This window comes from Stenotrophomonas maltophilia group sp. vghtpe118 (genome assembly GCF_052605195.1).
Map to the genome: position 1 here is coordinate 3,813,366 of NZ_CP199672.1, position 24,720 is coordinate 3,838,085.

Annotated in this window: 26 protein-coding genes; 7 read left to right on the forward strand and 19 right to left on the reverse strand. The window is 68.2% G+C overall.

What is annotated here, in order from left to right; translation table 11 throughout:
- Position 1: 1 nt before the first annotated feature.
- The 6 genes from ACUDTM_RS17440 to purM all read right to left on the reverse strand — a co-directional run bounded on the left by ACUDTM_RS17440 (position 2) and on the right by purM (position 4,237).
- On the reverse strand, positions 2-823 hold the full coding sequence (locus ACUDTM_RS17440) for a DUF3108 domain-containing protein (RefSeq protein ID WP_151354958.1): 822 nt from the start codon (positions 821-823) through the stop codon (positions 2-4).
- A 68-nt stretch (positions 824-891) separates the two neighbouring features.
- Positions 892-1,551: a phosphoribosylglycinamide formyltransferase gene (gene purN, locus ACUDTM_RS17445; RefSeq protein WP_088497778.1), complete on the reverse strand. Its 660-nt coding sequence runs from the start codon at positions 1,549-1,551 to the stop codon at positions 892-894.
- Positions 1,548-2,210: a DUF2238 domain-containing protein gene (locus ACUDTM_RS17450; RefSeq protein WP_445391428.1), complete on the reverse strand. Its 663-nt coding sequence runs from the start codon at positions 2,208-2,210 to the stop codon at positions 1,548-1,550. Before ACUDTM_RS17450 ends, purN begins: the two co-directional genes overlap by 4 nt.
- A 39-nt stretch (positions 2,211-2,249) precedes the next feature.
- On the reverse strand, positions 2,250-2,672 hold the full coding sequence (locus tag ACUDTM_RS17455) for a hypothetical protein (protein WP_445391429.1): 423 nt from the start codon (positions 2,670-2,672) through the stop codon (positions 2,250-2,252).
- Positions 2,669-3,157: a hypothetical protein gene (locus ACUDTM_RS17460; RefSeq protein WP_088497776.1), complete on the reverse strand. Its 489-nt coding sequence runs from the start codon at positions 3,155-3,157 to the stop codon at positions 2,669-2,671. The genes ACUDTM_RS17455 and ACUDTM_RS17460 overlap by 4 nt, the downstream gene beginning before the upstream one ends.
- Positions 3,158-3,178: 21 nt before the next feature.
- Positions 3,179-4,237, reverse strand: coding sequence for a phosphoribosylformylglycinamidine cyclo-ligase (purM, locus tag ACUDTM_RS17465; protein ID WP_088497775.1), 1,059 nt, complete (start codon positions 4,235-4,237; stop codon positions 3,179-3,181).
- A gap of 99 nt (positions 4,238-4,336) precedes the next feature.
- On the opposite strand from purM, the gene ACUDTM_RS17470 reads away from it, so the two are divergent.
- From ACUDTM_RS17470 to hda, 3 genes are read left to right on the forward strand one after another with little or no spacing between them, the layout of a single operon-like run.
- Positions 4,337-5,476: a DUF2066 domain-containing protein gene (locus tag ACUDTM_RS17470; RefSeq protein ID WP_072168183.1), complete on the forward strand. Its 1,140-nt coding sequence runs from the start codon at positions 4,337-4,339 to the stop codon at positions 5,474-5,476.
- Complete coding sequence (locus ACUDTM_RS17475; protein ID WP_088497774.1) at positions 5,473-6,642, forward strand: AI-2E family transporter; 1,170 nt, start codon at positions 5,473-5,475, stop codon at positions 6,640-6,642. The genes ACUDTM_RS17470 and ACUDTM_RS17475 overlap by 4 nt, the downstream gene beginning before the upstream one ends.
- Positions 6,642-7,349 carry a DnaA regulatory inactivator Hda gene (gene hda, locus ACUDTM_RS17480; protein WP_053500213.1) on the forward strand — a complete coding sequence of 236 codons (708 nt, stop codon included), beginning with the start codon at positions 6,642-6,644 and terminating at the stop codon, positions 7,347-7,349. The genes ACUDTM_RS17475 and hda overlap by 1 nt, the downstream gene beginning before the upstream one ends.
- A 342-nt stretch (positions 7,350-7,691) precedes the next feature.
- Here hda and murU read toward each other — a convergent pair whose 3' ends face one another.
- The 4 genes from murU to ACUDTM_RS17500 form a co-directional block, all read right to left on the reverse strand.
- On the reverse strand, positions 7,692-8,402 hold the full coding sequence (gene murU, locus ACUDTM_RS17485; protein ID WP_072168608.1) for an N-acetylmuramate alpha-1-phosphate uridylyltransferase MurU: 711 nt from the start codon (positions 8,400-8,402) through the stop codon (positions 7,692-7,694).
- The gene (locus ACUDTM_RS17490) at positions 8,399-9,424 is read right to left on the reverse strand and encodes an aminoglycoside phosphotransferase family protein (RefSeq protein ID WP_072168609.1); all 1,026 of its coding nucleotides are present in this window, start codon (positions 9,422-9,424) and stop codon (positions 8,399-8,401) included. Before ACUDTM_RS17490 ends, murU begins: the two co-directional genes overlap by 4 nt.
- A 64-nt stretch (positions 9,425-9,488) precedes the next feature.
- Positions 9,489-9,758, reverse strand: a complete 270-nt coding sequence (locus ACUDTM_RS17495; protein WP_445391430.1) for a GlsB/YeaQ/YmgE family stress response membrane protein — start codon at positions 9,756-9,758, stop codon at positions 9,489-9,491.
- Positions 9,759-9,827: 69 nt separating this feature from the next.
- Positions 9,828-11,321: a M20 family metallopeptidase gene (locus tag ACUDTM_RS17500; RefSeq protein WP_072168610.1), complete on the reverse strand. Its 1,494-nt coding sequence runs from the start codon at positions 11,319-11,321 to the stop codon at positions 9,828-9,830.
- A 199-nt stretch (positions 11,322-11,520) separates the two neighbouring features.
- Between ACUDTM_RS17500 and ACUDTM_RS17505 the strand changes: the two genes are divergently transcribed.
- The 4 genes from ACUDTM_RS17505 (at position 11,521) to ACUDTM_RS17520 (ending at position 14,671) form a co-directional block, all read left to right on the forward strand.
- On the forward strand, positions 11,521-11,847 hold the full coding sequence (locus ACUDTM_RS17505; RefSeq protein WP_032953992.1) for a ComEA family DNA-binding protein: 327 nt from the start codon (positions 11,521-11,523) through the stop codon (positions 11,845-11,847).
- 352 nt (positions 11,848-12,199) lie between these two features.
- Positions 12,200-13,285 (forward strand): L,D-transpeptidase, encoded by a 1,086-nt coding sequence (locus ACUDTM_RS17510; protein WP_061479234.1) that lies wholly within the window; start codon positions 12,200-12,202, stop codon positions 13,283-13,285.
- Between the two features lie 17 nt (positions 13,286-13,302).
- Positions 13,303-14,028: a murein L,D-transpeptidase catalytic domain family protein gene (locus ACUDTM_RS17515; protein ID WP_188241207.1), complete on the forward strand. Its 726-nt coding sequence runs from the start codon at positions 13,303-13,305 to the stop codon at positions 14,026-14,028.
- A 34-nt stretch (positions 14,029-14,062) separates the two neighbouring features.
- A complete protein-coding gene (locus ACUDTM_RS17520; RefSeq protein WP_088496716.1) occupies positions 14,063-14,671 on the forward strand; it encodes a HutD/Ves family protein in 609 nt (202 codons plus the stop codon).
- A gap of 598 nt (positions 14,672-15,269) precedes the next feature.
- Here the strand turns inward: ACUDTM_RS17520 and ACUDTM_RS17525 are convergent.
- The 9 genes from ACUDTM_RS17525 to ACUDTM_RS17565 all read right to left on the reverse strand — a co-directional run bounded on the left by ACUDTM_RS17525 (position 15,270) and on the right by ACUDTM_RS17565 (position 24,677).
- The gene (locus ACUDTM_RS17525) at positions 15,270-16,874 is read right to left on the reverse strand and encodes a sulfite reductase subunit alpha (protein ID WP_445391431.1); all 1,605 of its coding nucleotides are present in this window, start codon (positions 16,872-16,874) and stop codon (positions 15,270-15,272) included.
- Complete coding sequence (locus ACUDTM_RS17530) at positions 16,871-17,842, reverse strand: FAD:protein FMN transferase (protein WP_111007906.1); 972 nt, start codon at positions 17,840-17,842, stop codon at positions 16,871-16,873. The genes ACUDTM_RS17525 and ACUDTM_RS17530 overlap by 4 nt, the downstream gene beginning before the upstream one ends.
- 52 nt (positions 17,843-17,894) lie before the next feature.
- On the reverse strand, positions 17,895-18,698 hold the full coding sequence (locus ACUDTM_RS17535; protein ID WP_088496718.1) for a DUF4198 domain-containing protein: 804 nt from the start codon (positions 18,696-18,698) through the stop codon (positions 17,895-17,897).
- A gap of 75 nt (positions 18,699-18,773) precedes the next feature.
- Positions 18,774-19,292, reverse strand: coding sequence for a DUF2271 domain-containing protein (locus ACUDTM_RS17540; protein WP_151355064.1), 519 nt, complete (start codon positions 19,290-19,292; stop codon positions 18,774-18,776).
- A 40-nt stretch (positions 19,293-19,332) separates the two neighbouring features.
- The gene (locus ACUDTM_RS17545; RefSeq protein ID WP_069139011.1) at positions 19,333-19,971 is read right to left on the reverse strand and encodes a PepSY-associated TM helix domain-containing protein; all 639 of its coding nucleotides are present in this window, start codon (positions 19,969-19,971) and stop codon (positions 19,333-19,335) included.
- Positions 19,972-20,137: 166 nt separating this feature from the next.
- On the reverse strand, positions 20,138-22,558 hold the full coding sequence (locus ACUDTM_RS17550; RefSeq protein WP_445391432.1) for a TonB-dependent receptor domain-containing protein: 2,421 nt from the start codon (positions 22,556-22,558) through the stop codon (positions 20,138-20,140).
- Between the two features lie 145 nt (positions 22,559-22,703).
- Positions 22,704-23,105 carry a hypothetical protein gene (locus tag ACUDTM_RS17555; RefSeq protein WP_053496847.1) on the reverse strand — a complete coding sequence of 134 codons (402 nt, stop codon included), beginning with the start codon at positions 23,103-23,105 and terminating at the stop codon, positions 22,704-22,706.
- Between the two features lie 164 nt (positions 23,106-23,269).
- The gene (locus ACUDTM_RS17560) at positions 23,270-23,947 is read right to left on the reverse strand and encodes a Fe2+-dependent dioxygenase (RefSeq protein WP_069139012.1); all 678 of its coding nucleotides are present in this window, start codon (positions 23,945-23,947) and stop codon (positions 23,270-23,272) included.
- Between the two features lie 10 nt (positions 23,948-23,957).
- Complete coding sequence (locus ACUDTM_RS17565) at positions 23,958-24,677, reverse strand: tetratricopeptide repeat protein (RefSeq protein WP_072168620.1); 720 nt, start codon at positions 24,675-24,677, stop codon at positions 23,958-23,960.
- Positions 24,678-24,720: the final 43 nt, after the last annotated feature.

The window sequence follows — 24,720 nt, forward strand, 5'->3', positions numbered from 1 at the left end:
CTCAGACTCCTTGGTACTCGATCAGGCGCAGATCGACGCGGTCTTCGCCGTCTTCGCGTTGCAGGATGCGCACCGGGGTGGGGACACCGTTGGCGATCCAGAGGATGGTTTCGTTGTTGCCGCCGTTGGTCCGGTAGACCCGCAGCGCGTTGTAGGACAGGTCGCCGACCTCGACATTCTCGGTCTGCGGCGCGGCCTGGTAGTCGTGCTGGCGGACCTTGCCCATGTCCACGTAGCGATAGTGCATGGTGGCGCCCGGGCGGGCATCACGCATGATCGCCAGATTGATCAGCAGCGCGCTCTGGTCGCCCGGCTGCAGCGCGATCGGTTGCGCACGTTCCTTCTTGACGTCGCCGCTCCACTGCGCGGTGCCGGCCTGCCAGTTGTACGTGCCGACCGCTTTCTTGCCCAGGAACAGGCCCTTGCGCACCGTGCTCTGGCTGAGCGGCGCATAGACGCCGCTGCGCTCTTCGAACACCGTGCTCTGCTCGATGTTCAGGCCCAGCACGCTGGCGAAGCCGCGGCGGCCGACCACCTGCATGTCCACCCGCCACTGGTTGCCGCCGGTGTGGGTGACCTGCATGCTGGCGTCGCCGGCCTCCTTGCCTTTGTAGAAGGCCTGGTAGGTCGCGGTGAACGGCTGCAGCGGCGGCGGCTCCCAGGCCAGCGCCGGCGGCATCGGCACGGCCGGTTCCGCAGGCGGTTGGACTGCAGGCGCCGGCTGCGCAGGGGCCGCAGGCGCTTGCATCTGGCCCCAACCCACGCCGGGAAGCACGACAAGCGACAGCAGCAATGAAGTGGACAGCAGGGTCGTGGTCTTCATGGAGGACAGGAGCTGCAGGAGGGGGGCAGGATGCCAGCCCCGCAGTCAGCGGGGCGTGTGCGTGGGCGTTACCGGTTCAGGTTCCCGGCGGAATCTAGGGCCAGTGGGCTAAACAGGGGGTGACCGTCCAGGTGCGGCTGCCCCTCCCGTTCAGTCAGGCGGCCGGCGCACAGCAGCTGGAGGGTGGCGATCAGCAGAGGGTGCTCCACCTCCAGCACGCGCGCGGCCAGGCTGTCGGCGTCATCGCCGGGCATCACCGGCACCCGCGCCTGGGCCAGCACGGCGCCGGCATCCAGTTCGGGAACGACCAGATGCACGCTGGCCCCGTGCTCGGTATCGCCGGCGTCCAAAGCCCGCGCATGCGTATCCAGCCCTTTGTGCAGTGGCAGCAGGGAGGGGTGGATGTTGACCAGGCGGCCATTGAAGCGCTGCACGAAGGCTGCGCCGAGAATGCGCATGTAGCCGGCGCAGACGATCCAGTCCGGCGCGACCGCGGCCAGTGCATCGCCCAGGGCCTGCTCGTAGGCGGCGCGGTCGTCGAATTCCTTCGGCGCATGTGCCCAGCGCAGGCGTGCACCGACCCGTTGCAGCGCGGCGGCGGCTGGGCGGTCGGAGAACACGCCGACGATCTCGGCGGGCAGGCGGCCCGCTGCGATGGCATCGAGGATGGCCTGCAGGTTGCTGCCGCGGCCGGAGGCGAGCACGGCAATGCGGGTGGGCGTGGTCATTGCCGGGCACTCCGGCGGATCAACGGCCAGGTCAGCAGGCTGCCCACGGTCGCCAGCAGCATGTCGGCGTGCGCGTCCCACATGTCGCCCTGCTGCCCGTTGTAGGCCTCGGCGGCGTCGGGCGAAAGGGCCAGTGCGATGGCCCACTCGAACCACTCGTAGACCAGGCTGGCGCACATCACTGCCATCACCGCCAGGGTGAAAGCCTGGCCGCGGCGCAGCGCCGGCCAGGCATGGCGTGCCAGCTGCAGCAGCGCAGGCGTGAAGCAGACGCCGAACAGGAAGTGGATAAGCCGGTCGAAATGATTACGCTGCCAGCCAAACGCCACATTCGGCGACCAGCCGGTCAGCGTCTGCGCCCATGCGTCGTAGGGCACGTTCGAGTACAGCCAGCGCGCAGCCACGCAGTGCAGTGCAATGAAGCCGCAGATCGCGATGAAGGCACCGTTGCCCAGCCAGCCACCCCGGCGGTCGACCCATAGCAGTGCGGCCAGCCCGATCACGGTCAGGGTGCTGTGCAGGGCCTGCTCGGTGGGCCACAGCGGGTGGATCCAGCTGATCGCGAACACCGCCAGCACGGCGGCGAAGGCCAGCTTCTTGGGGCCCGTGAAACGGGAAGCGGCAGGCGAGGCGGTCGTGGAGAGGGCAGGCGCGGACATGGGGAGTCGATCAGGGGAGGGGGGCGTCTGCCGGCAAGCTCAGACGCTGAGATGGTCGCCACGGTCGAACAGTGCGGCCATGTCAGGCTTGGACAGGAACACCCAGGCATAGGCGGTCAGGGCCATGCCCAGCGGGCCAGCCAGTACCGCCAGCCAGGCCGCGCGCTGGCACCAGGCCAGCCCGGTGCGGTGCGACAGCAGGCGTGCGGTGTGCAGCTGCACGACGCCAAGCGCGGCAGCCAGCAGCGAAATGACCCCGTACACCGTGGCCAGTACCGCGCCATCGGCCAGCCCGCGTGAGCTGGCGACCAGGCCGATGAAACCGAGGAACGCCAGCGCGGCCATCCAGTGGAAAACCGCCAGCGCGTAGAACAGCACCTTCAGCGTCTGCAGGTGGCTGGCCAGCTGCAGCTGCGCCAGGGTCTGCTGCGGCAGCGGCGGTGGTGCGCCGGGTGTCGTCATGTCGTTGCACCCCTTGCATCGAAGGCGGCCTTGACCTGCGGGCGCAGCAGCGTAACCAGGGTGAATACCCCCAGAACGGTGCCCAGCGGCGCGCACAGGCAGAGCAGGCCGGCCACGATCAGGCACAGCAGGTGGCGACGACGCTGGGCCAGGCAGCGTCCGGCCTGGATGACGAATGCGGCCATGCCCAGGCCACCGGCGACGAACACGGTCCCCAGCACCGTGAACACCCAGCCGAACAGGCGCTGTTCGGCCGGCGACGAGGGCTGGCCCCCGGAGTTCATCGGCAGATGGCCGCTCAGCGCACTGATGCCGAGCACGATGTACAGAATGAAAAACAGCGAGAGCAGCGCGATCAGGCCGCCGAACACGTAGTGCGCGATGGACAGCGCGCGCAGGTGGTCAGCGTCCTGCCTGCTGAAGACCGGCACGGCCGCCAACGGCGGCGGTACCGGGGCGGGTGCCAGGGGGGGCGTTGCGTCCATGCGGGCTCCTCGGGGTCGGGTTCAGCCGATGCGGACGCGCTCGGCGCCTTCGGCGGTGACCACCTGGCCGATGGTCCAGTGCTCCAGGCCCTGCGCATTGACCGCCTCGGACACCGCAGCCACCTGGTCCGGCGCGACGATCAGCACGAAGCCGATGCCGCAGTTGAAAGTGCGCCACATCTCGCTGTCGGCCACCGCGCCTTCCTTCTGCAGCCACTGGAATACCGGCGGCAGGGTCCAGGACGAGGCCTGGATGTCCAGGCCGAGGCCGTCGGGCACCACGCGGATGATGTTCTCGGTCAGGCCGCCACCGGTGATGTGGGCCATGCCGTGGATGGCGTCGCCGTGCGACTTCAGCAGCGACAGGATCGGCTTCACGTACAGGCGGGTCGGTGCCATCAGCGCATCGACCAGCTTCACGCCACCTTCCAGTTCCAGGTCGGCCGGGCGGCCGGCGCGGTCGTAGATGCGGCGCACCAGCGAGTAGCCATTGGAATGCGGGCCGGACGAGGCGATGCCGATCAGCACGTCGCCGGCGGCCACGCTGGCGCCGTCCTTCAGCTCGCTCTTCTCGACCGCAGCGACCGTGAAGCCGGCCAGGTCGTACTCGCCCGGGGCGTACATGTCGGGCATTTCAGCGGTTTCACCGCCGATCAGCGCGCAGCCGGCCTCGGTGCAGCCGTTGGCGATGCCGCCCACCACCGCTGCGGCGGTGTCGATGTCCAGCTTGCCGGTGGCGAAGTAGTCCAGGAAGAACAGCGGCTCAGCGCCCTGCACCAGCACGTCGTTCACGCACATCGCGACCAGGTCGATGCCGATCGTATCGTGGCGGTTCAGCTGGTGGGCCAGCTTCAGCTTGGTGCCCACGCCGTCGGTACCCGACACCAGCACCGGCTCGCGGTATTTGTTGGACAGGTCGAACAGGGCGCCGAAGCCGCCCAGGCCGCCCATCACTTCCGGGCGGAAGCTGCGCTTGACCAGGGGCTTGATCCGCTCGACCAGCGCGTTGCCGGCGTCGATGTCGACACCCGCGTCACGGTAGGTGAGGGGGGAGGGGGCGGAAGACGGGGTGTTGGTCACGGGCGTCGGCGCTGGCAGGGGTTGAACGAGCGATTTTAACAGGCCGCATTGGCGCAAAGGCCGTATTCGGGCAACAATTCCCCCGGATTCGTCGAGCCAATGGATGTCCTGATGCGCCGCAGCCTGATTCTGACCCTGCTCCTTGCACTGAGCCTGCCGGTGGCCACGATGGCCCAGAGCGGCCTGCGCACCGAGGGAGATGTTGCCACCGCCTCGGGTGCGTACGAGGCCGAAGTGCCCGTCAACAGCCAGGCCGAAGCCGATCGCAACGGCGCCCTGGCCCGTGCCCTGAGCGTGGTGCTGGGCAAACTGTCGGGCGACCGCAACGTGATGTCCCGCCCCGGCGTGGTGCAGGCGCTGCGCAACGCCAAGGACTACGTGGCCAGCTACGACTACAAGCAGGACCAGAGCGTGGGCGCCAGCGGCGCGCCGAGCTTCAGGACCCTGCTGGTGGCCCGCTTCCGCGAGGATGACGTTGACTCGCTGGTCTCGGCGCTGGGTCTGCCGCTGTGGCCGCAGCCGCGGCCGAAGCCGGTGGTGTGGTTGGCCGTCGACGACGGCAGTGGCCCGCGCCTGGTCAGCGTGCAGCAGGCCAACGCCGCCCGCCCGCTGCTGAACCGCGCCATCGAGCGGGGTTACAAGCTCGGCCTGCCCAGCGGCGGTGCCGCCGAACAGGCGCTGGCCGGTGCCATCTGGCGCCAGGACAGTGCCGCCGTGGCCCGCGCCTCGTCGCGCTACGCGCCGCCGATGCAGCTGATCGGCAAGCTCTACCGCGCCAACGGCGGCTGGCAGGCGGACTGGGTGTTCGTCGACAACGGCCGTGAGCTGAACAAGTGGACCAGCAAGGACGCCAACGCCATGCGCGCGATGGCCGCCGGTGCCGACGGCGCCGCCGACGCGCTGGTCAGGCGCTATGCCAAGGCGGGTGCCGCCGTCGGCCAGGCCGGGACCTACCGCGTGGTGGTCACCGGCATCAACAGTGCCGACGACTACCTGCGCCTTGCCGCCGGGCTGCGCGAGGTGCCGGTGGTGCGCAATGTCACCCCGCTGCACGCCTCGGCCGGCCAGCTGGAGCTGAGCCTGGAGATGACCACCGGCCTGGCCGGCTTCAACCGCATGCTGGGCGACAACGGCGTGCTGGTGCCCAGCGCGACGCTGCCGGCCCTGCCGACCCCGATCGATGACACCACCGGTGCCCCGGTGGCCGTGCCGGTCAGCAACGAGTACCGTTTGCGATGACCCTGACCCCGGAAGCCGAAATCGCGCAGTTCCTGCGCCGCCTGAAGTACATCCTGTTCGCCGGCCTGGTCGGCTGGGTGGTGTGGCTGCTGGCACCGATCCTGACCCCGTTCGTGCTGGCGCTGGCGCTGGCGTGGCTGGGCGACCCGCTGGTGGACCGCATCGAGGCCACCGGCCGTTCGCGCATGACCGGCGTGGTGCTGGTGTTCGCGGCGATGGTGCTGGTGATCGTGGCGCTGCTGCTGGTGCTGGTGCCGATGATCGAGCGCCAGATCACCACCCTGATCGCGGTCGCGCCGCAGGCACAGGCGTGGCTGATGGAGAAGGGGATCCCCTGGTTCGAGCAGAAGACCGGCCTGGAAGTGATGCAGTGGCTGGATCCGGACCGCCTGATCGAATGGGTGCGCAGCCACTGGCAGCAGGCCGGCGGCTTCGCCACCACATTCATGGGCTACGTCTCGCGTTCGGGCTTTGCGATGGTGACCTGGGTGGTCAACATCCTGCTGCTGCCGATCCTGGCGTTCTATTTCCTGCGCGACTGGGACAAGCTGGTCGAGCGGGTGGCGTCGGTCATTCCGCGCAACCAGATCGGCACTATCAGCGCGTTGGCGCGCGAGTCCAACGAGGTGCTGGGCGCGTTCATCCGCGGACAGTTCCTGGTGATGCTGGCATTGGGCGTGATCTATGCCGGCGGCCTGACGCTGGTCGGCCTCAAGCTGGGCTTACTGATCGGCCTGATTGCCGGCCTGATCAGCTTCATACCGTACCTGGGCGCGACCACTGGCGTGCTGATGGCGGTGATCGCGGCACTGGTGCAGGCGCAGGGCTTCGACCTGAAGCTGCTGATCCTGGTGGGCGTGGTGTTCACCGTGGGCCAGCTGCTGGAAAGCTACGTGCTGACCCCGCGTATCGTCGGCGACAAGATCGGCCTGCACCCGGTGGCAGTGATCTTTGCGGTGATGGCCGGCGGCCAGCTGTTCGGCTTCCTCGGCATGCTGCTGGCGCTGCCGGTGGCGGCGGTGACCAATGTTCTGCTGCGCTATGCGCATCAGCGCTACCGACAGAGCGAGCTGTACGTGGGCGAGAAGCCGGCGATCGTGCTTGATGGCGTAGTGGACGCCCCCCATATCATCGTTCCGAACGACAAGGGCCCCGACCTGAAGTGATGGGTGTGCCGCAACTGCCGCTGGCCCTGCATTACCCGCGGGACCAGCGCCTGGAGACCTTCATCGGCGCGCCGGATGGCGCGCTGGCGCAGCTGCGCGCGATCGCGGTTGGCGCCAGCCACGACTGGGTCTACCTGGAAGGTGCGGCGGGAACCGGCAAGACCCACCAGGCGCTGGCGATGTGCTCCAGCGCCGAGCAGGCCGGGCGCTTGCCGACGTACGTGCCACTGGCCAGCGCCGCCGGCCGCGTTCGTGCAGCGCTGGATGGGCTGGACGCACGCGAACTGGTGGCGCTGGACGGGCTGGACGAGGTTGCCGGCAATCGCGAGGACGAGATCGCGCTGTTTGATTTCCACAACCGCGCGCGCGCTGCAGGTGTAACCGTGCTGTACACGGCGCAGAAGGCGCCGGGCGAGCTGGGCCTGGTGCTGCCGGACCTGCGTTCGCGCCTGGGCCAGTGCGTGCGCGTGCTGCTGCAGCCGCTGGATGAGGAAGGTCGTGCTGCGGTGCTGCGCGAGCGTGCACTGCGACGCGGCCTGGCCATCGACGAAGCGGCCATCGAATGGCTGCTGTCGCACACCGGCCGTGAGCTGGGTGGATTGATCACCCTGCTGGACTGGCTGGACCGCGAATCGCTGGCGGCGAAGCGGCGGATCACCGTGCCGTTCCTGCGCCAGGTGCTGGAAGAAGGCCGGCCTCGTTACTGAGGGCGGGGTTTGTTGGCAGGGCTGCGCCCTGCACCCGCAGAAGCAACGTCAACGTCAAAGGCTGGCTTCCTGAGGGGAGGCGGGGTGGCTCAGGTTGCGGGGGACGGCGCAAGTACGTCCATGTAGCCTCGATCGCGCCATCCATGGCGCTCACGCCCCCGCAACCTGAGCCACCCCGCCTTCGACAGGTTCCCGCGATCTGCCGGGACTGCGTACTGCACTGCTGACTGTTGACTGCTGTTGGTGGGTGACGACCGTTGGTCGTCACCGGAGCAAGCGCAGCGAAGCGACCCGCTTTTGCTTTTCTTTCCTTTCTTCCGTGGGCGTCCAGCCACGAGGGGCTCAGCCGTTCGCCGCCAGCTCCACATCCAGCGCGCGCAGGCGATCCACGGTCCCGACATCGGTCCAACGCCCCCGATGGTGCTGCCCCGTCATCAACCCCTGCGCCATGAAATGCTTCTGCAGCGGCACCACCGAGAACCTCGGCGGCAGCCGCTCGCTGCCCGGCGCATCGCCGATCACCGCGCGCCAGTCGGCCACGATCGAGGGGCGGTACACGCCGATGCCGGCATAGGTCAGGCATGGCCCTGCGCGGTCGTGGTGCAGCAGGCCCTGTGCATCCAGCCGATAGTCACCGTTCGGGTGCTGAACCGGATTGTCGACCAGCACCAGATGTGCCTGGCCCTGCGGCTCGCGCGGCAGCGTGGCGAAATCGAAATCGGTCCAGATATCGCCGTTCACCACCAGGAACGGGGCATCGCCCAGCACCGGCAGTGCATTGAGGATGCCGCCGCCGGTTTCCAGCGGGGTCTGCCCTTCGTAAAGGAAATGCAGGCGCAGGCCCCACTGGCTGCCATCACCCAGCGTCGCCGGGAACTGCTCGGCCAGCCACGCGGTGTTGACCACCACCTCGCGCACGCCGAGCGCTGCCAGGCGCTCCAGGTGCCAGACGATCAGTGGCTTGCCGGCCACTTCCAGCAGCGGCTTGGGTGTGTGCAGGGTCAGCGGGCGCATGCGCTCGCCGAGCCCGGCGGCAAAGACCAACGCCTTCATCGGGCCACGCGCATCGGTGCGCCCAGTTCGGCCAGCGCCGGCTTGATGCGGTTTTCCAGCAGCTGCTGCAGAGGCGCCAGCTCGCGATAGCGTGGCAGCACTTCATCCAGATAGCCGATGAAGCGCGGTGCGTCGTCCAGGTAATGGCCCTTGTTGTCGCGGTAGCGCAGGCGGCAGAACAGGCCGAGGATCTTCACGTGGCGCTGGATGCCCATCCAGTCGGCATCGCGTAGGAAGGTGGCGCGGTCGGGCACCGGCAGGCCGGCGTCGCGCGCGCGTTCGTGGTACTGCGCCAGCCACGCGTCAACGCGCTGCAGCGGCCAGCTCAGGAAGGCGTCCTTGAACAGGCTCACCGCGTCGTAGGCGATCGGGCCACGCACCAGGTCCTGGAAATCCAGCACCGCGGGGCCGTCGTCGACCGGCATCAGGTTGCGCGGCATGTAATCGCGGTGGGTCATCAGCTGGGCCTGGCCCAGCGCGTTGTCCATCAACCGGCGATGCACCAGCTGCAGCCCCTCGAGCTCACCGCAGTCCAGTTCCAGGTTCAGGTGCCGCTGCAGGAACCATTCGTCGAACAGGCCGGCATCGCGCTGCAGCAGCGCTTCGCCGAACTGGCCGAAGTCGGCCGGTACCGGAATCGCCTGCAGGCGCAGCAGCTGTTCGATCGAGCGGCCGAACCATTCATCGGCATTGCGCTCGTCGAGGATCCTGGCCAGGGTCGGGCCGCCGAGATCTTCCAGCAGCAGGAAGCCGGCCTCCAGGTCCTGCGCCAACAGTGCGGGCACGCGCAGGCCGTTGTCGTGCAGCAGGCCGCGCATGCGCAGCCACGGCCGCGGATCTTCCAGCCCCGGTGGGGCGTCCATCACGATGTGGCTGCCACGGGTGCTGGTGGTACGCCAGTAGCTGCGCATGCCGGCATCGACCGAAGCGCGCTCGACCACCGCGCTGGCATCGTCGAGCTGGGTACGGGCCCACTGCAGGCGCCGCGCGCTGCGCTGGGGATCGGAGGCGGGTTCGGTCATGCGGGCATATCCGGGGGCGCTGGGCGCGCCAACGTCGGGAACAGGAGGGGAAGGAGGGACGGGGTCAGCGGCGGTCGCTGAACAGGCGCAGGACGGCCAGCACGGCCACCGCGCCCACCACCGCACCGAGGAAACCGGCCGGTTCGCCGGGGGCGTACCAGCCCATGTACTGGCCGAACCAACCGGCCAGCAGTGCACCGAGGATGCCCAGCACGATGGTCAGCAGGCAGCCCATGCGGTTGTTGCCGGGCATGAAGAAACGCCCGAGCAGGCCGACGAAGAAGCCGACCAGCAGGATGTACAACCAGCTGCTGCTGCCGAACAGACCATTCATGCGCGCGGATTCCGCTTGAGTGTGGACGCAGCCTAGCAAGGCCAGGCTGCGTCCGTCACCGGTGCCGGATCAGCAGCAGCCGTGGTCGCCGTGGCGGGTGCCGCTGTCGGCAGCCACCGGCGAACCGCTGGTCTCGCCACGCAGGCTGGCGGCGTAGTGCTCGCTGATCACCTTGGACACGCAGGCGGTGACCTTCTTGCCCATCGGGATGTGCAGGAACTCGTTCGGGCCGTGCGCATTGGAGTGCGGGCCGAGCACGCCGGTGATCATGAACTGCGCACCCGGGAACTTCTCACCGAGCATGCCCATGAACGGGATCGAGCCGCCTTCGCCCATGTACATTGCCGGCTTGCCGAAGAAGGCCTGGCTGGCATCGTCGATGGCCTGGGTCAGCCACGGCGCCATGGCCGGGGCGTTCCAGCCAGTGGAGGCCTTTTCCAGGTCCAGGGTGACCTGCGCGCCGTTCGGCGGGTCGCGCAGCAGCGCTTCCTTCAGCAGCTCGCCGCAGGCCTTGCCATCGGCGGTCGGCGGCAGGCGCAGCGACAGCTTCACCGAGGTCTGCGGGCGCAGCACGTTGCCGGCCGATTCCAGCGGCGGCATGCCGCCCACGCCGGTGACCGACAGCGCCGGGCGCCAGGTGCGGTTGAGCACCAGCTCGGTCAGGTCCTCGTTCATCGGACGCAGGCCGTCGACCATGGGGAACTTCTCGAAGATCTCGGTATCCACCACTTCGGCCGCGCGCCTGGCCTGTTCCAGCCGTTCGGCCGGAATTTCCACGTTCATGCCGTCGATCAGGATACGGCCGGTGTCCTGGTCCTCGATGCGCGACAGCAGCTGGCGCAGCAGGCGGAAGCTGGACGGCACCACGCCGGAGGCATCGCCGGAATGCACGCCTTCGTTGAGCACCTTCACGGTGAAGTTGCCGCCGGTCAGGCCGCGCAGCGAGGTGGTGCACCACAGCTGGTCGTAGTTGGCGCAGCCCGAATCCAGGCAGACCACCAGCGAGGGCTTGCCGATCCGCTCGGCCAGGTGGTCGACGTAGGCCGGCAGGTCGTAGCTGCCGGACTCTTCGCAGGCCTCGATCAGCACCACGCAGCGGGCGTGCGGCAGGCCTTGGGCCTGCAGCGCCAGCACGGCGGCCAGCGAGCCGAAGATGGCGTAGCCGTCGTCCGCACCGCCGCGGCCATACAGCTTGTCGCCGCGAAGGACCGGCGTCCACGGGCCGAGATCGTCATCCCAGCCAGTCATTTCCGGCTGCTTGTCCAGATGGCCGTAGAGCAGGATGGTGTCGTCGCCGGTTTCGGCGCCGGTCGCTGGAATTTCCAGGAAGATCAGCGGCGTACGGCCTTCCAGGCGCACCACTTCAACCTTCAGGCCGGGCAGCTGCTGGGCCCTGGCCCAGTTCTCCATCAGGGTGACCGCCTGTTCCATATAGCCGTTCTGCACCCAATTGGCGTCGAACATCGGCGACTTGTTGGGAATGCGGATGTAGTCGACCAACTGCGGGACGATTTCGCTGTCCCACTTGTCATTGACGAATTGGCCGAGCTTGGCGCTGTCCATCTGAAACTCCGGTTGCATGGGCTGATCCGGCCATTCTACGCCTGTGCCACGGGTAGGGTTTTTCCTACATCACGTCGGGTATTTGGCTGGCTTACGGAAATCCGGGAAACCGATAGGCTGTGCACATGTGGTGACGGACACTGTTCCTGCCGACGGGATTGCCGGTCGGGGCGGCCAGAATCACAGGGAGATACACGTCGTGCCTTGGAGTGTCGTGTTGAGGGCACTGGTGCTGGTAGTGGGGATCGCTGGGGCGCATGCCGCCGAACCGATCGACATCAACCGCGCCGATGCCCAGGCGCTGCAGCAGGGATTGACGATGGTCGGGGCCGCCAAGGCCGAGGCGATCGTCGAGCACCGGCGCAGACACGGCCCGTTTCATCGCGTCGAGGACCTGGCGCAGGTGAAGGGGATAGGGAAAGCGATCGTCGAACGGAATCGACAGCGGATCACCGTAGGCAACAGGTTGTTGCCGGCGGATCCGGTACCCGGATCGGTACCGGTGCGGACCGTACCCAGGCGCTGACAGCAGGAATCGTCGGAACCGGCAGGAGGCTGGTTCACCGGTCGCGGACAGGAAGGCCGTGACCACCGACCGCCGCAGGACGCGGCACCAATCACCAGGATGGTGGCATCACAGACCTGTGGAAGGGGCTGAGATACAAACAGGACAGACGCGGCCGCGTGCAGGATGCAACGCTACCCCCACAGCGCAGGATGCGAGGGGGCGGCAGCAGGCCGACAAGGACGTAACGATTGCCCGGTACGACACATGGCTGTGTCGCCGGGCAGTTTCATTTCCGGCGCCTGGTTTTGCCGCGGCCACCACGGGCCGATGGTGTACGTTGGCCGCTCTGCATGGAAAGGACCCCCGCTGGATGCTTCCGCACCGCCCCACGACCCTGATGCTCGCCCTTGCACTGGCCCTGCCGCTGCTGGCCCATGCCGCTGCGACGACACCGGCTGCCAAGCCCGCAGCTGCCACCGCCGGCACCGCCGAGGTGCGCGGGCCGACCGACCTGAAGCCGGGCGAATACCTGTGGCATCCGGAAATCTCGCCGACCGGCCCGATCGTGCTGGTGGTCAGCCTCGATGAGCAGCGTGCCTACGTCTACCGCAACGGTATTGCCATCGGCCTGACCACGATCAGCTCGGGCAAGGCCGGGCACGAGACACCGACCGGCGTGTTCACCATCCTGCAGAAGGACAAGGACCACAGGTCCAACCTCTACAACAGCGCGCCGATGCCGTACATGCAGCGGCTGACCTGGGATGGCATCGCCCTGCATGGCGGCAGCCTGCCCGGGCATCCGGCCTCGCACGGTTGCGTGCGCCTGCCGCAGGCCTTCGCGCAGAAGCTGTTCAGCGAAACCCAGCGTGGCGATACCGTCGTGGTGGCCGATGCCAAGAGCTCGCCGATGACCCTGGCCTATCCGTCAGTGCTGGCGCCGGTCAATGCACGCGGCCAGGCCCTGCCGGAGACGGAGGGTGGGGCGTCGGCACAGGCCTGGTGGAACGACAGCGCGGCGCCGGCCGGGCAGGTCGGCATCCTGGTCAGCCTGCATGACCAGCGCCTGTACGTGCTGCGCGATGGCGTGATGATCGGCGAGTCGCCGCTGAAGGCCGACGCGCTGCCGGCCTTCCAGGGCACCACCCTGTTCGTGATGGGGCAGGGTTACAGCGATACGCCCAGCCCGCTGGACGCGAACCAGCGCCTGCACCAGTGGACGGCCTACCCGTTGCTGGGCCAGGACCGTGCCCAGGCCACGCCGGACCTGCTGGCCACCCCCTCGCTGCCGATGGCGCTGCCGGCCGAGTTCGCCCGCCAGCTGTACCGGGTGCTGGTGCCAGGCACGACCCTGCTGGTGACCTCGCTGCCGGCGGTCCGCCCAAGCCCGGCTGAATCCGGAATGCAGCCGGTCTTGGAATCCGAGCCGCCAGGGTCCACCCTCAAGGGCAACTGAGTCCCTTCGTTGTGCCCATGACTGCATCCCGCCTGTACCGGCTGGCCGCGTTCGGCCTGCTGGCGACCTCGGCCAGCGCCCCGGCGCTGGCACAGACGCCCGCCCTCGCCACCAGTGCCGATGATCTGGCTGCCTTGCTGTCGCGCAGTGCGCCCAAGGCCGACCGCCACGTGTTGCAGCTGGCGGCGCACGCCATGCGCTGTGCGTTGCAGCGGCCGGAGCTTGGCATCAACGGTGATCGACTGAGCGTTATCGATTACTCGCGGCCGTCCACCGAGCCGCGCCTGTGGGTGTTCGACCTGGCCCACCAGCGCCTGCTGTTCGAGGAATGGGTGGCGCATGGCCGCAACAGCGGCGAGAACCGCACCGAGCACTTCTCCAACCGCGATGGCAGTTTCATGTCCAGCCTCGGCGCGTTCACCGCGCAGGAGACCTACATGGGCGGCAACGGGTATTCGCTGCGCCTGGCCGGGCTGGAACCAGGCTTCAATGACCGCGCGCGCGAACGCGCGATCGTCATCCACGGCGCGCCATATGTGAACCCGGCCACCGCGCAGCTGCAGGGGCGGCTGGGCCGCAGCCTGGGCTGTCCGGCGGTGCGCCTGTCGGTGGCCAAGCCACTGATCGATGCGTTGCGTGGCGGCACGATGGTGTTCGCCTATTACCCCGACCAGGACTGGTTGAAACACTCGCAGCTGCTGGCCGGCGGGTGCGGCGGCCAGGGCACGCTGGCCACGCGATGATGCACGATGGCGCGCGGCGTGATGCAATGCGCCGATGAACGTCGACTCCCTGCTGCACACTCCGAGCCAGGTCATCTCCCGCCTGGACTACCGCCGCGAACGCTGGCGCAACGGCCTGGGCTGGACGCGCGAGATCCTGCGCCTGCCTGCGCAGGGCGACGACTGGGCGCTGCGCCTGTCGGTGGCCGAGATCGAGCTGGACGCGGCGTTCTCCGCGTTTCCCGGCGTGGAGCGCGAGCTGGTGCTGCTGCAGGGCAATGGCGTGCGCCTGCGCTTCGAGGATGGCCGCGTGGCCGAAGTCCTGCCGCCGCATGGGCGCGTGCGCTTTGCGGGCGAGGAAACGCTGCACGGCGAACTGGTCGACGGCACCACCCACGACTTCAACCTGATGTGGAAGCGCGACCTGCTGCAGGCCGAACTCCTGCATCGGCCGCTGGTGGGCTCGATGTTCTTCTTCTGCGAACCAGGCGTGGCCTGGGCGCTTTACCTGTTGGCCGGTCATGCCGAATTTGGGGCTGACAGCGGTCTGCCGCCGATGCACGCTGGCGATACCGCGTGGTTGGCGGCCGGTGAACGGCAAAGGCATGCGTTGCAGGGCGGGGGCGAGTTGCTGGCGATCCGGGTCAGTGCGGCGGCGGGATGATTCCTCGGCGCCGGTGGGCGCTATCCACGCATGGCGTGGATCTACGGGTGTGCGATTGCCACGCTGCCCGGACACGCCGTTCAGTAGATCCACGCCATGCGTGGATGGCGCCACCGACACCGCGTCATGGTGCGAACCAAGGTTCGCACCCATCAGGAGGCAGTTCGCACGCATTGACGCCGTTCAGTAGATCCACGCCATGCGTGGATGGGGCCTCCGACATCGCGCCATGGTGCGAACCAAGGTTCGCACGCATTGACGCCGTTCAGTAGATCCACGCCATGCGTGGATGGGGCCACCGACACCGCGCCATGGTGCGAACCAAGGTTCGCACCCACCAAGGGGCAGTTCGCACGCATCGACGCCGTTCAGTAGATCCACGCCATGCGTGGATGGGGCCACCGACACCGCGCCATGATGCGAACCAAGGTTCGCACCCACCAGGAGGCGGTTCGCACGCATTGACGCCGTTCAGTAGATCCACGTCATGCGTGGATGGGGCCACCGACACCGCGTCATGGTGCGAACCAAGGTTCGCACCCACCAGAAGGCGGCTCGAACCCGCTGTAGATCCACGCCATGCGTGGATGGGGCAACCTCAATACACATCGCGCCGGTAACGACCGGCCAGCAGCAGCGCTTCCTTGCCTGCGGCACCCAGCACCTGCTCGATCACCCCATCCACGGCCGGGGCCATGCCCTGCAGGCTGCCGCAGACCAGGATCGTCGCGCCGTCATCCACCCACTGCCGCAGCGTTGTTGCTTCGGCCAGCAGCCGGTCCTGCACGTAGCGATGCGCACCGCCATCGCGGCTGAACACAGCATCCAGCCGCGCCAGCGTTCCGCTCGCCAGCATTGCCTGCAGCTCGTCGCCGAAATGGAAGTCGTGTGCGGCGGTGCGCTCACCGAACAGCAGCCAGGTGCGGCGTGCGCCCTGCTGGGCACGTTCGTGCAGGTGGGCGCGCAGGCCGGCGATGCCGGTGCCGTTGCCGATCAGCAGCAGCGGCACATCGGCGGGCACGCCATGGAAATTGTCATTGCGGCGCAGGCGCAGCTGCACCGGCTCGCCGATGGCCACGTGGTCGCACAGCCAGCCGCTGCCGATGCCGGGCGTGCCGTCGGCGCGCAGCTGGCGGCGCAGCAGCAGCTCCACCGCGCCGTCGGCCATCACCGAGGCGATCGAGTACTCACGATGCGGCAGCGGCTGCAGGGTCGCCAGCAATGCGGGCAGGTCACCCGGCGGAACCAGCGAGGGCAGGTGCGAGCGCGCGACGCGCGCCAGCAAGGTCTGCCCGTCCTCCAGCACGGTGTCCGCATCGAAGCCCTGCGCGTGCAGCCAGGCGCGCGCGTTGGCGCGGGCATGTTGCGGGCCGATCTCGGCGATGTCGCCGGCCTGCCACTGCACATCTGCGCCGGCCGGTGGCCGCAGGCGCAACCAATACACTGGACCGCCGGGGCTGCCCGGGTTCAGATGTTCGCGCTGCAGCAGCGTCCACGGCTGGTATTCGGCCGGGCTCCAGTCGGGCAGTTCACTGGCGCCGCCGCCGAGTTGTCCCAGCAGCTGTTGCCAATGACGAAGCGCTGCCGGATCGGCGTTGTCGACCTCGATCGCATCGAACAGCGGATGCGCGCCGTGCTGGCGCAGCCATTGGTCAAGCTGGTGGCCGAATCCGCAGAAGTGACCGTAGCTGCGGTCGCCCAGTGCGAGCACGCCGTAGTGCAGGTGCTGCAGTGAAGGCGGCGAGACCATGACATCGCGCAGGAACGGCAGCGCGTGGTCAGGTGGATCGCCTTCGCCGGTGGTGCTGGCGATGAACAATGCACGCTGGCTGCTGGCCAGCAAGGCGGCGTCGACTTCGTGCAGACCGCGCACGCGCACCGGCACGCCGGCACCACGCAATGCCTCGGCACTGCGTTCGGCCAGGTCGCGGGCAAAACCGGTCTGGCTGGACCAGACCAGCAGGATCGGCGCGGTGTCAGCGGAGGCGGCATCGTCGCGCGGGCGCCCACGCCACCACAGTGCGGCGCAGGTCAGCGCATACAACGCCGTAGCGAGCACCGCGATCTGCGACTGCCGCGCCGGTGGCGCGCCCTGCCACCAGGCTTCGCCGAGATGCAGGCGCAGCAACGCCGAACCGATCAGCGCCAGCAGAAGCAGGACCAGGGCGTTGCCGAGCCAGGCGCGTGACGGCCGGGTGCTCATGCATCCTGCTCGTCGAGCAGGCGCTGGAAGGCGCTGCTAAGGAACTCCCGCGCGCCGTCCGCTGCACGCTGCAGGTAGCGTGCAGCCAGGCCTTCGCGCTCGGCCAGTGCCATGCCCTGTTCGCGACCAAGGACGGTCAGTGCGGTGGCCCAGGCATCAGCATGCATCGCGTCGTCTGCCACCACGGTGACCGCTGCGGCGACCTGGCGCACCGGCCTGCCGCTGCGCGGGTCGAGGCTGTGGCTGTAGACCTCGCCATCGGCCTGGTACTGATGCCAGCGATCGCCGGAGGTGGCGACCGCCTTGCCATCCAACGCCAGCACCCGCAGTGGTGTTTCGCTGTGCGCGTCTTCTTCGGGTGCGGATTCCACCAGCACGCGCCAGGGATGGCCATCCGGTTTGCGGCCGTAGCCGGCCAGCTCGCCGCCGACTTCAATCAGCGCTGCCGCAATGCCTTGCTCACGCAGCCAAGCCGTAACGTGATCGACGCCGAAGCCCTTGGCGATCGCCGAGAGATCCAGTTCCAGTCCACCCGGTTGCAGCAGCGCATCGCCCTGCCACTGCAGGCGCCGCCAACCGCAACGCTCACGCGTGGCCTGCAGGGTAGCGTCGTCGGGCGGGCGGCGTTCGCCGGCGTGTGCACCGAAGCCCCACAGCGCAACCAGCGGACCGATGGTGGGGTCAAAGGCGCCGTCACTGGCGGCAGCGATGGCGTGTGCGCAGGCCAGAACGTGGCGGGTCTCGGCCGGCAGCACGCACCATTGGCCAGCGTTGGCGCGGTTGTAGCGACTCAGGTTCGAGCCGGGCTCCCATGTGCTCATCTGCGCCACCACCGCATCCAGCCGCGCCTGGATGCCGGCATGCAGTGGATGCAGGTCGCGCTGGCGCGGCGCGACCAGCGACACGCTCCAGGTGGTGCCCATGGTGGTGCCGCCGAGGCGGGCGATGTCGAGCTGGGGATCAGTCATGGTGATGCGTCGTGGCGGCGATGCCGGGGTGTGCCCGGCATCGTGGTCCACATCACTGCGGCAGCACTTCCAGCGTGGCGACGTAGCTCAGGCGGCGCTTGGCGGCCTGCTTCACCGAGGTCTTGTTGTCTTCGGTGCCGGTTTCCAGCCAGTACATGCCGGCTTCCGGCCAGGTCACCTTGATCTCGCCCTTGGCGTCGCTGGTGAGCTTCAGTTCGTCCTGTGCGTTGCGGTAGCGGGTGGCGCCCCGCACGATCTCGAACTCCAGGCCAGCGGTCGGCTTGCCATCGACCAGCACGCGGAAGGTGGCTTCCTCGCCGGCGAACAGGTCGTTCGGGTGGCCGACAGCGACCAGCTCGATACCCCGGTTGGTCGGCTTCAGCGCGGTATCGTTCGGTGCACCGTTGGTGACGAAGGTCTCCACGCGGCCGATCGACTGGCTCAGTTCCAGCTTCTTCGCGTCCTTGGGCAGTTCGCCAAGGGTCGCCACGCTGCCGCGCCAGCGCTTGCGCTCGCCGTTCTGCTCGTAGGTGGCGAACAGGCCGTCATTGACCGAGGCGATGCGGTAGGTGCCCGCCTGCTTCAGTTCGATGTCGAACACGCTGCGGTACTTGCCGGTGGTCGCGTTCTGCGGCTGCACGGTGCTGCCGTCCGGCGCGGTGATCACCAGCGATTCCAGTCGCAGCGGCACGTGGTTGAAGTAGAACAGGTCGTTGGAGACCGCACCGTCGACGGTGATCCACGGTGCGTTGCCGGCGATCACGGTCTGCGAGGGCAGCAGCCAGGCCTTGTGGGCCAGGGCGGAGAAGGGAAGGGCAGCGGCCAGGGCGGCGGCGAGGACGAGCGTGCGCTTCATGCGGAAGACTCCAGTGGATGCGGGGTGATGCGGCAAGGAGAAGGGGATTACGACTTAATCCCCTCCGTCCCCTTTTCAGGGTTTGACGGACAGGGTGACCTGACCCAGTTCGGTGGCGCCCTGCGCCTTGCCGCTCTGCGCGGCGGTGGCCGGCCAGGTGAAGGGGATCTTCAGCAGTTCGCGGCCGCCGACTTCGCGCACCGCCTCCACCACCAGGGTGTAGTTGCCCGGGGCCAGCTGCTTCAGTGCCGGCTGCCTGTCGCTGAACGACAGTGTGTGCTTGCCGGCCGGGCGGGTCGGGCCGGTCACGCCGTCCACCGGCACCTGCAGGGTACGGCCACTCTTGCGCCACCACTGGCGCAGGTCGGGCAGCCACTTGGTGCCGTGGCCCTCGCTGTTGCTGGTCTGCTGGTACCAGACCGACAGGTTGGCCGCGACCTTCTGGTCGGCGCCTTCCAGCCACACCGCCACATACGGGCGGTGGTACTCGGCCACGTTGAGCTTGGGCACTTCGACGTTGATGTCGAGGGTGGTGGCATAGGCCGGCGAGGTGGCCAGCAGGCCGCTGAGGGCGATGGTCAGGGTGACGCGCATGGGGCGGCTCCGGAGGAACGGATGGAATTCACGGTGGAAGTCAGTGGATCAGCAGCAGGGCGATCAACAGCGGGATCATCAGGCCGAGGCCGACCAGCGGCCAGGTCATGCGCCGTTGCCGCGCATGCAGGTGCAGCAGGAACAGGCCGGTGATGCAGAACACCAGGCAGGCCACGGCGAACAGGTCCAGGAACCAGCCCCATGCGGGGCCTGCGTTGCGGCCCTTGTGCAGGTCGTTGAGGTAGGAGACCACGCCGCGCGAGGTCGATTCGTACTCCACCGCGCCGGTTTCGCGGTCGATGCTCAGCCAGGCGTCGCCACCGGGGCGCGGCAGCGACAGGTAGATCTCCTCGGCCGACCACTCGGCCGGGCGGCCACCGATGGCGATGCCCAGCTGCGTGTCCAGCCAGTGCCGGGCCGGGCGCGGAATCGGCGCGTTGCCGTCCTCGCGCGTGCCCAGCTGGCCCAGCAGCGCGGCCGGCAGTTCCAGATGCTGGTTCTGCACCTCGGGCTTGGCCTCGATCTTCGCGGCATGGTTGAGAGTCAGGCCGGTCACCGCGAACAGCAGCATGCCGATCAGGCACACCGCCGAGCTGATCCAGTGCCACTGGTGCAGCGTCCGCAGCCAGAAGCCACGGTTCTGTTGCTGCTGCACGGTGGAAAGGGCGGGACGGCTCACGGCACGGTTCGAGGCGGACGGGGACTGCCCATTACATCATTGATGAGAATAGCTCGCAATTGCGTATCGTTCTGTATCCCGGAGCTATTTCGGGTTGCCGGCCAGCGGCCGGCACTACCGATCGGTGGATCCACGCCATGCGTGGAGCAGGAGCAGGGCGCGGCGATCAGAACTTCGCGTTCAGCGAAATCCAGTAGCTGCGGCGCTGGTCCTTGGTCGCATAGTCGTCCACGCAGTTGAACTCGCTCTGGCTGATCAACAGGCACGACTGCGAGACGAAATCCTTGTCGAACAGGTTGTTGACCCGTGCGTTCACCGTCAGCCAGGGCGTGGCCTTCCAGCTGCCACCGAGATGGAAGATCGTGTAGTCCTCGTAGTAGCGGGTGTGGCTGGCGCCGTTGGCGTCCAGCAGCGTGTCGCGGTAGCGGTCGTAGCGGCCCTCGCCGATCAGCGACAGGCTGACCGCTTCATTGATCTGCCAGTTGAGGCTGGCGTTGGCCATGTGTTTTGCCGGCATGGTGCCGCTGATCGGCAGCCCCTTCTGTGCGCCACTGGTCTGCTCGCTCCTGGTCCAGGTGTAGTTGCCGCGCAGCTGCAGGGTGTCGAGCAGGTCGACGTGGGCGGCCAGTTCGGCACCCCGCGTTTCAGCCTTGTCGATGTTCACGCTCTGGGTGAAGGTGCTGTAGCCCAGTGCGGCCCAGCCCGGGCCGATGTCCACGCAGTAGCCGCTGCCGGCGCGCGCCACTTCGCAGTTGGGGAAGGTGCCGCCGCTGGCGATCTTGTCTTCGAACGTGTTGAAGAAGCCGGTGACGTTGAAGCCCCAGCGCTGGCCCTCGTAGTAGGCGGCCAGCTCGTAGTTGGTGCTGGTTTCAGGCTTCAGGTTCGGCGAACCGACCAATGGCAGCACGCCCTGGCCACCGAAGCCGGTGATGCCCGGGAACAGCTGGTCCGGTCGCGGGGTCTTGTAGCCGGTGCTGACGCCGCCCTTGAAGGTCCACGCATCGCTGGCGTTCCACACCAGGTAGCCACGCGGGCTGACGTGGCTGCCGAACACGTTGTGGTCGTCGTAGCGCAGGCCGAAGGTGGCGGTGAGGGTGTCGGTCAGCGCCCAGTTGTCCTCGGCAAACAGCGCCCACATGCGGTGTTTCTGCTTGACGTTGCTGCGGTAGCCGGCGCCATCCATGCCAAACACACCGTCGACCATGTCAGTGTTGTTGTACTGGCCACCCACCGTCAGCTTGTGCGCGCCGAAGTCCAGGTCGAGCATCGTGTCGAGCACGTAGCCTTCCAGTTCCATGCTGCGCAGCGGGCGCGGCAGGAACGCCTGCAGGCGCGCCGTCTCACTCGGGTTGAGGGCGGCCAGGGCGTTGCCTCGGCTGGCCGCACAGTGGTTGGCGGCGCCAGTGCGGCGGCAGACGTCATTCCACAGCGTCTGCAGGTTGGCACGCTCGTCCAGGGTCAGCGGCAGCGAACGACCCAGGTTGTTGCTCTTGCTGTGGGTCAGTGAGGTCTGCCAGGTGCCGAAGCCGTAGCGGCCCTGGTGGGTCAGCGACAGCTGATCGCGCTCGTAGCGCTGGTAGGCGGTGTAGCCCACGCGCGGCTGCACCACGCGACGGGTGACGGTGCCGCTGCCGTTCGGGTTGGGAATGATCGCATTGCCGACGCGCCACAGGCTGGCCAGGCTGTCGAGGGTGCCGGTCTGGCCTTCGCTGTTGTCGTATTTCTGCCGCGACACGTCGTAGTCCAGCCACAGTTCGTGATCGTCGTTGATGCGGAAGTCCAGGCGCACACCGGTGTTCCAGTTGGTGTTGGCGACCGACTTGCCGCCACCGCCGAAGCCGATGCTGCGCTCCCACGGCGTACCGTCGGGAAGGGTCAGTGCATCCCATTCCGGGTTCGAGGCCTTGGCATCGTAGTAGCTGCCGCGTACCGCCAGGCTGAGGCGATCCTTCAGCAGTGGGCCGCTGAGGTAGAGGTCGGTGGTGCGCGCATCGCCGAACTGGTCGTCCTGCTGCACGGTGAAGCCTTGGGTCACCGAGCCGTGCCAGCTGTCCTGGTTGCGGCGGGTGATGATGTTGATGACGCCGCCCATCGCGTCCGAGCCGTACAGCGTGGACATCGGCCCGCGCACGACTTCGATGCGTTCGATCGCCTCCAGTGGCGGCAGGTAGGCGAACTGGCCGCCACCGAAGTTGTTCGGGTAGATCTGGCCGACATTGCTCTGGCGACGGCCGTCGATCAGCACCAGGGTGTACTCGGACGGCAGGCCGCGCATCGACACGGTGGCGCGGCCGTTCTTGTCGGTCGCTTCCAGGCCCACGTCGATGCCTTCGACGTCGCGCAGGGCGTCGACCAGGCTGGTATACGGGCGCTTGCTCAGTTCCTCGCGGCTGACCACGCTGATGCTGGCCGGGGCATCGATCACCTTCTGTTCGAAGCCGGAGGCAGTGACCACCACCTTGTCCAGCGTCTGCGGTGCGCCGGCGGCGTCACCGTGGGCGAAGGCGGGGCTGGCGAAAGCCGCCAGCACGGCGCTGGTCAGCAGGGTACGGGACAGGGACGAACGGACACGATGGCGCTGGGCCATGGCAGTTACCTCGAAGGATGCAGGGTGGCGCGATGCCGTGCGCGAAGGGCGCGGCAGGCACGGAAGGCCCGGTCAGGGGCGGCAGGGATGAAGCAGACAGCGGCGTGCAGGCGCGACCGCGCAGGCGGTCACGCCAGGCCGTGGATCAGGCGAGCGGCGGCGCCTGGCCGCGTTGCTGGCGGCGCCCGGGCGCATCGGCCCAGGGCGTGTCCGGAGCGGCCAGCGGCCAGTCCGGGCGCACGCCGGGCATGGCCGGCGTGGCGGGTACGAGTTCGAGTTCAGTGCGCAGCCAGTGGCTGGCCAGCAGCAACGGCGGGTGTGCCTGCTCGGCCGCTTTCACCGGGGTGGCGGCACAGCGGCGCAGCTTGGCCGGCGCCTCTTCCTGCAGGGGGCTTTCGCCACCGCGCTCTTCCAGCGGCATCTGCATGGCCATTCCGGCCTGGGCCTGTGGCAGCAGTGGCAGGGTGCCCAGCAGCAACGCCAGCATCGCCACCCATGCCAGCAGGCTGGCCAGCGCCGGACGCTGGCCGCGCATGGCGGTGCCCATCTTGCGATGGATGAGTGGGCGAGGGCGAAGCGGACGCAGCACGCAGGGGTCCCCAAGGGTCTGCCGGCAGCGGCCGGCATCAACGGGGCGTGATTGTAATGAGAGCCGTTAGCTGTTGCAAATGAGAATGATTGCCAAAATGCCGCAGGCCGGCCCGGCAAGGCTCAGACTTCGCTCCAGCGCCGCAAAAGGTTGTGGTACACGCCGGTCAGCTGCAGGATCGCCTCGGCGTCGCCGCCGGTCTGCCGCAGGCGCTCGATCGAGCCATCCATTTCCCACAACAGGCGGCGCTGCACGTCGTCGCGGATCATGCTCTGCACCCAGAAGAAAGAAGCCACGCGTGCGCCACGGGTAACCGGCCGCACCTGGTGCAGGCTGCTGGACGGATACACGACCAGGTCGCCGGCCGGCAGCTTCACTTCGTGCTCGCCGTAGGTGTCGCTGATGATCAGTTCGCCGCCCTCGTACTCATCCGGCGCCGACAGGAACAGGGTGCAGGAGATGTCCGAACGCAGCTGTTCACCATTGGCGAGGTTCATCACCGCGCCATCGACATGGAAGCCGTAGGTGCCGCCGCCGCTGTAGCGGTTGAAGCGCGGTGGCAGGTACTTCAGTGGCAGCGCGGCGCTGAAGAACAGCGGGTGCCGGGCCAGCGCGACGAGGATGATCTCGCCCAGTTCGCGGCGTAGCGGCGAGGCCTCGGGCAGCTGCTGGTTGTGCTTGGCCTGCGCGCCCAGATGGCCGACGGTCTCGCGGCCATCGGTCCAGTCGGCGGCATCCAGTCGGCGGCGGAAGTCGGCCACCTGGTCGGCGCTGAGAATGTCGGGGATGTGCAGCAGCATGCGGGGCTCCTCAGAGGGACGGCGGTGCGACCAGGGCGCGCACCTGCGGATGCGGCGACGCGGCCAGTTCCGGCACGATGTGCGCCATGAACGCCGGGCTGCCGTGCGCCAGGGCGAGCCGTAGCCAGTGCACGGCCTGCTCGACCTGGCCGGCGTGCAGCAGGATCGAGGCGTAGTTGGCCTGGCCGCGGAAATCGCCGGTCTCGGCCGCGCGCCGGTACCAGCCCAGGGCGGCCTGCGGATCGCGCTCGATCTCCAGGCCGTCTTCAAGGTGGCGGGCCAGCAGGTTCATCGATTTGGCATGGCCCAGGTGCGCGGCACGGGTGTACAGGGCCAGTGCCTGCGCGCGGTCCTGGGGCACGCCGCGGCCGGTGGCCAGCAGGTTGGCCAGGTTGTACAGGCCCCAGTCCAGCCCGGTGTCGGCCGCGCGCCGGTACCACACCGCGGCCAGCGTGGGATCGGGCGTGGTGCCCTGGCCCAGCTCATGGCAGCGGCCGAGCATGTTCATCGCCATCGGCGCGCCGTTGTTGGCGGCGGTTTCGTACCAGAGCAGCGCAGCCGAGGCGTCCTGCGCGGTGCCTTTACCTTCCATGTGCATCTGCGCGAGCAGCAGCTGCGCCTCGACCTGCCCGGCCTGTGCGGCGTCGCGCACGCGTGCGAACGCAGCCTGTGGATCGTGCTGGAGCAGCTCGGCCAGGGCGTCGCTGTCGATGGGGGTACGGGTTGCCATGGGGTGAGTATCGCCGGAAACAAAAACGGCGGCAGGAGCGCCT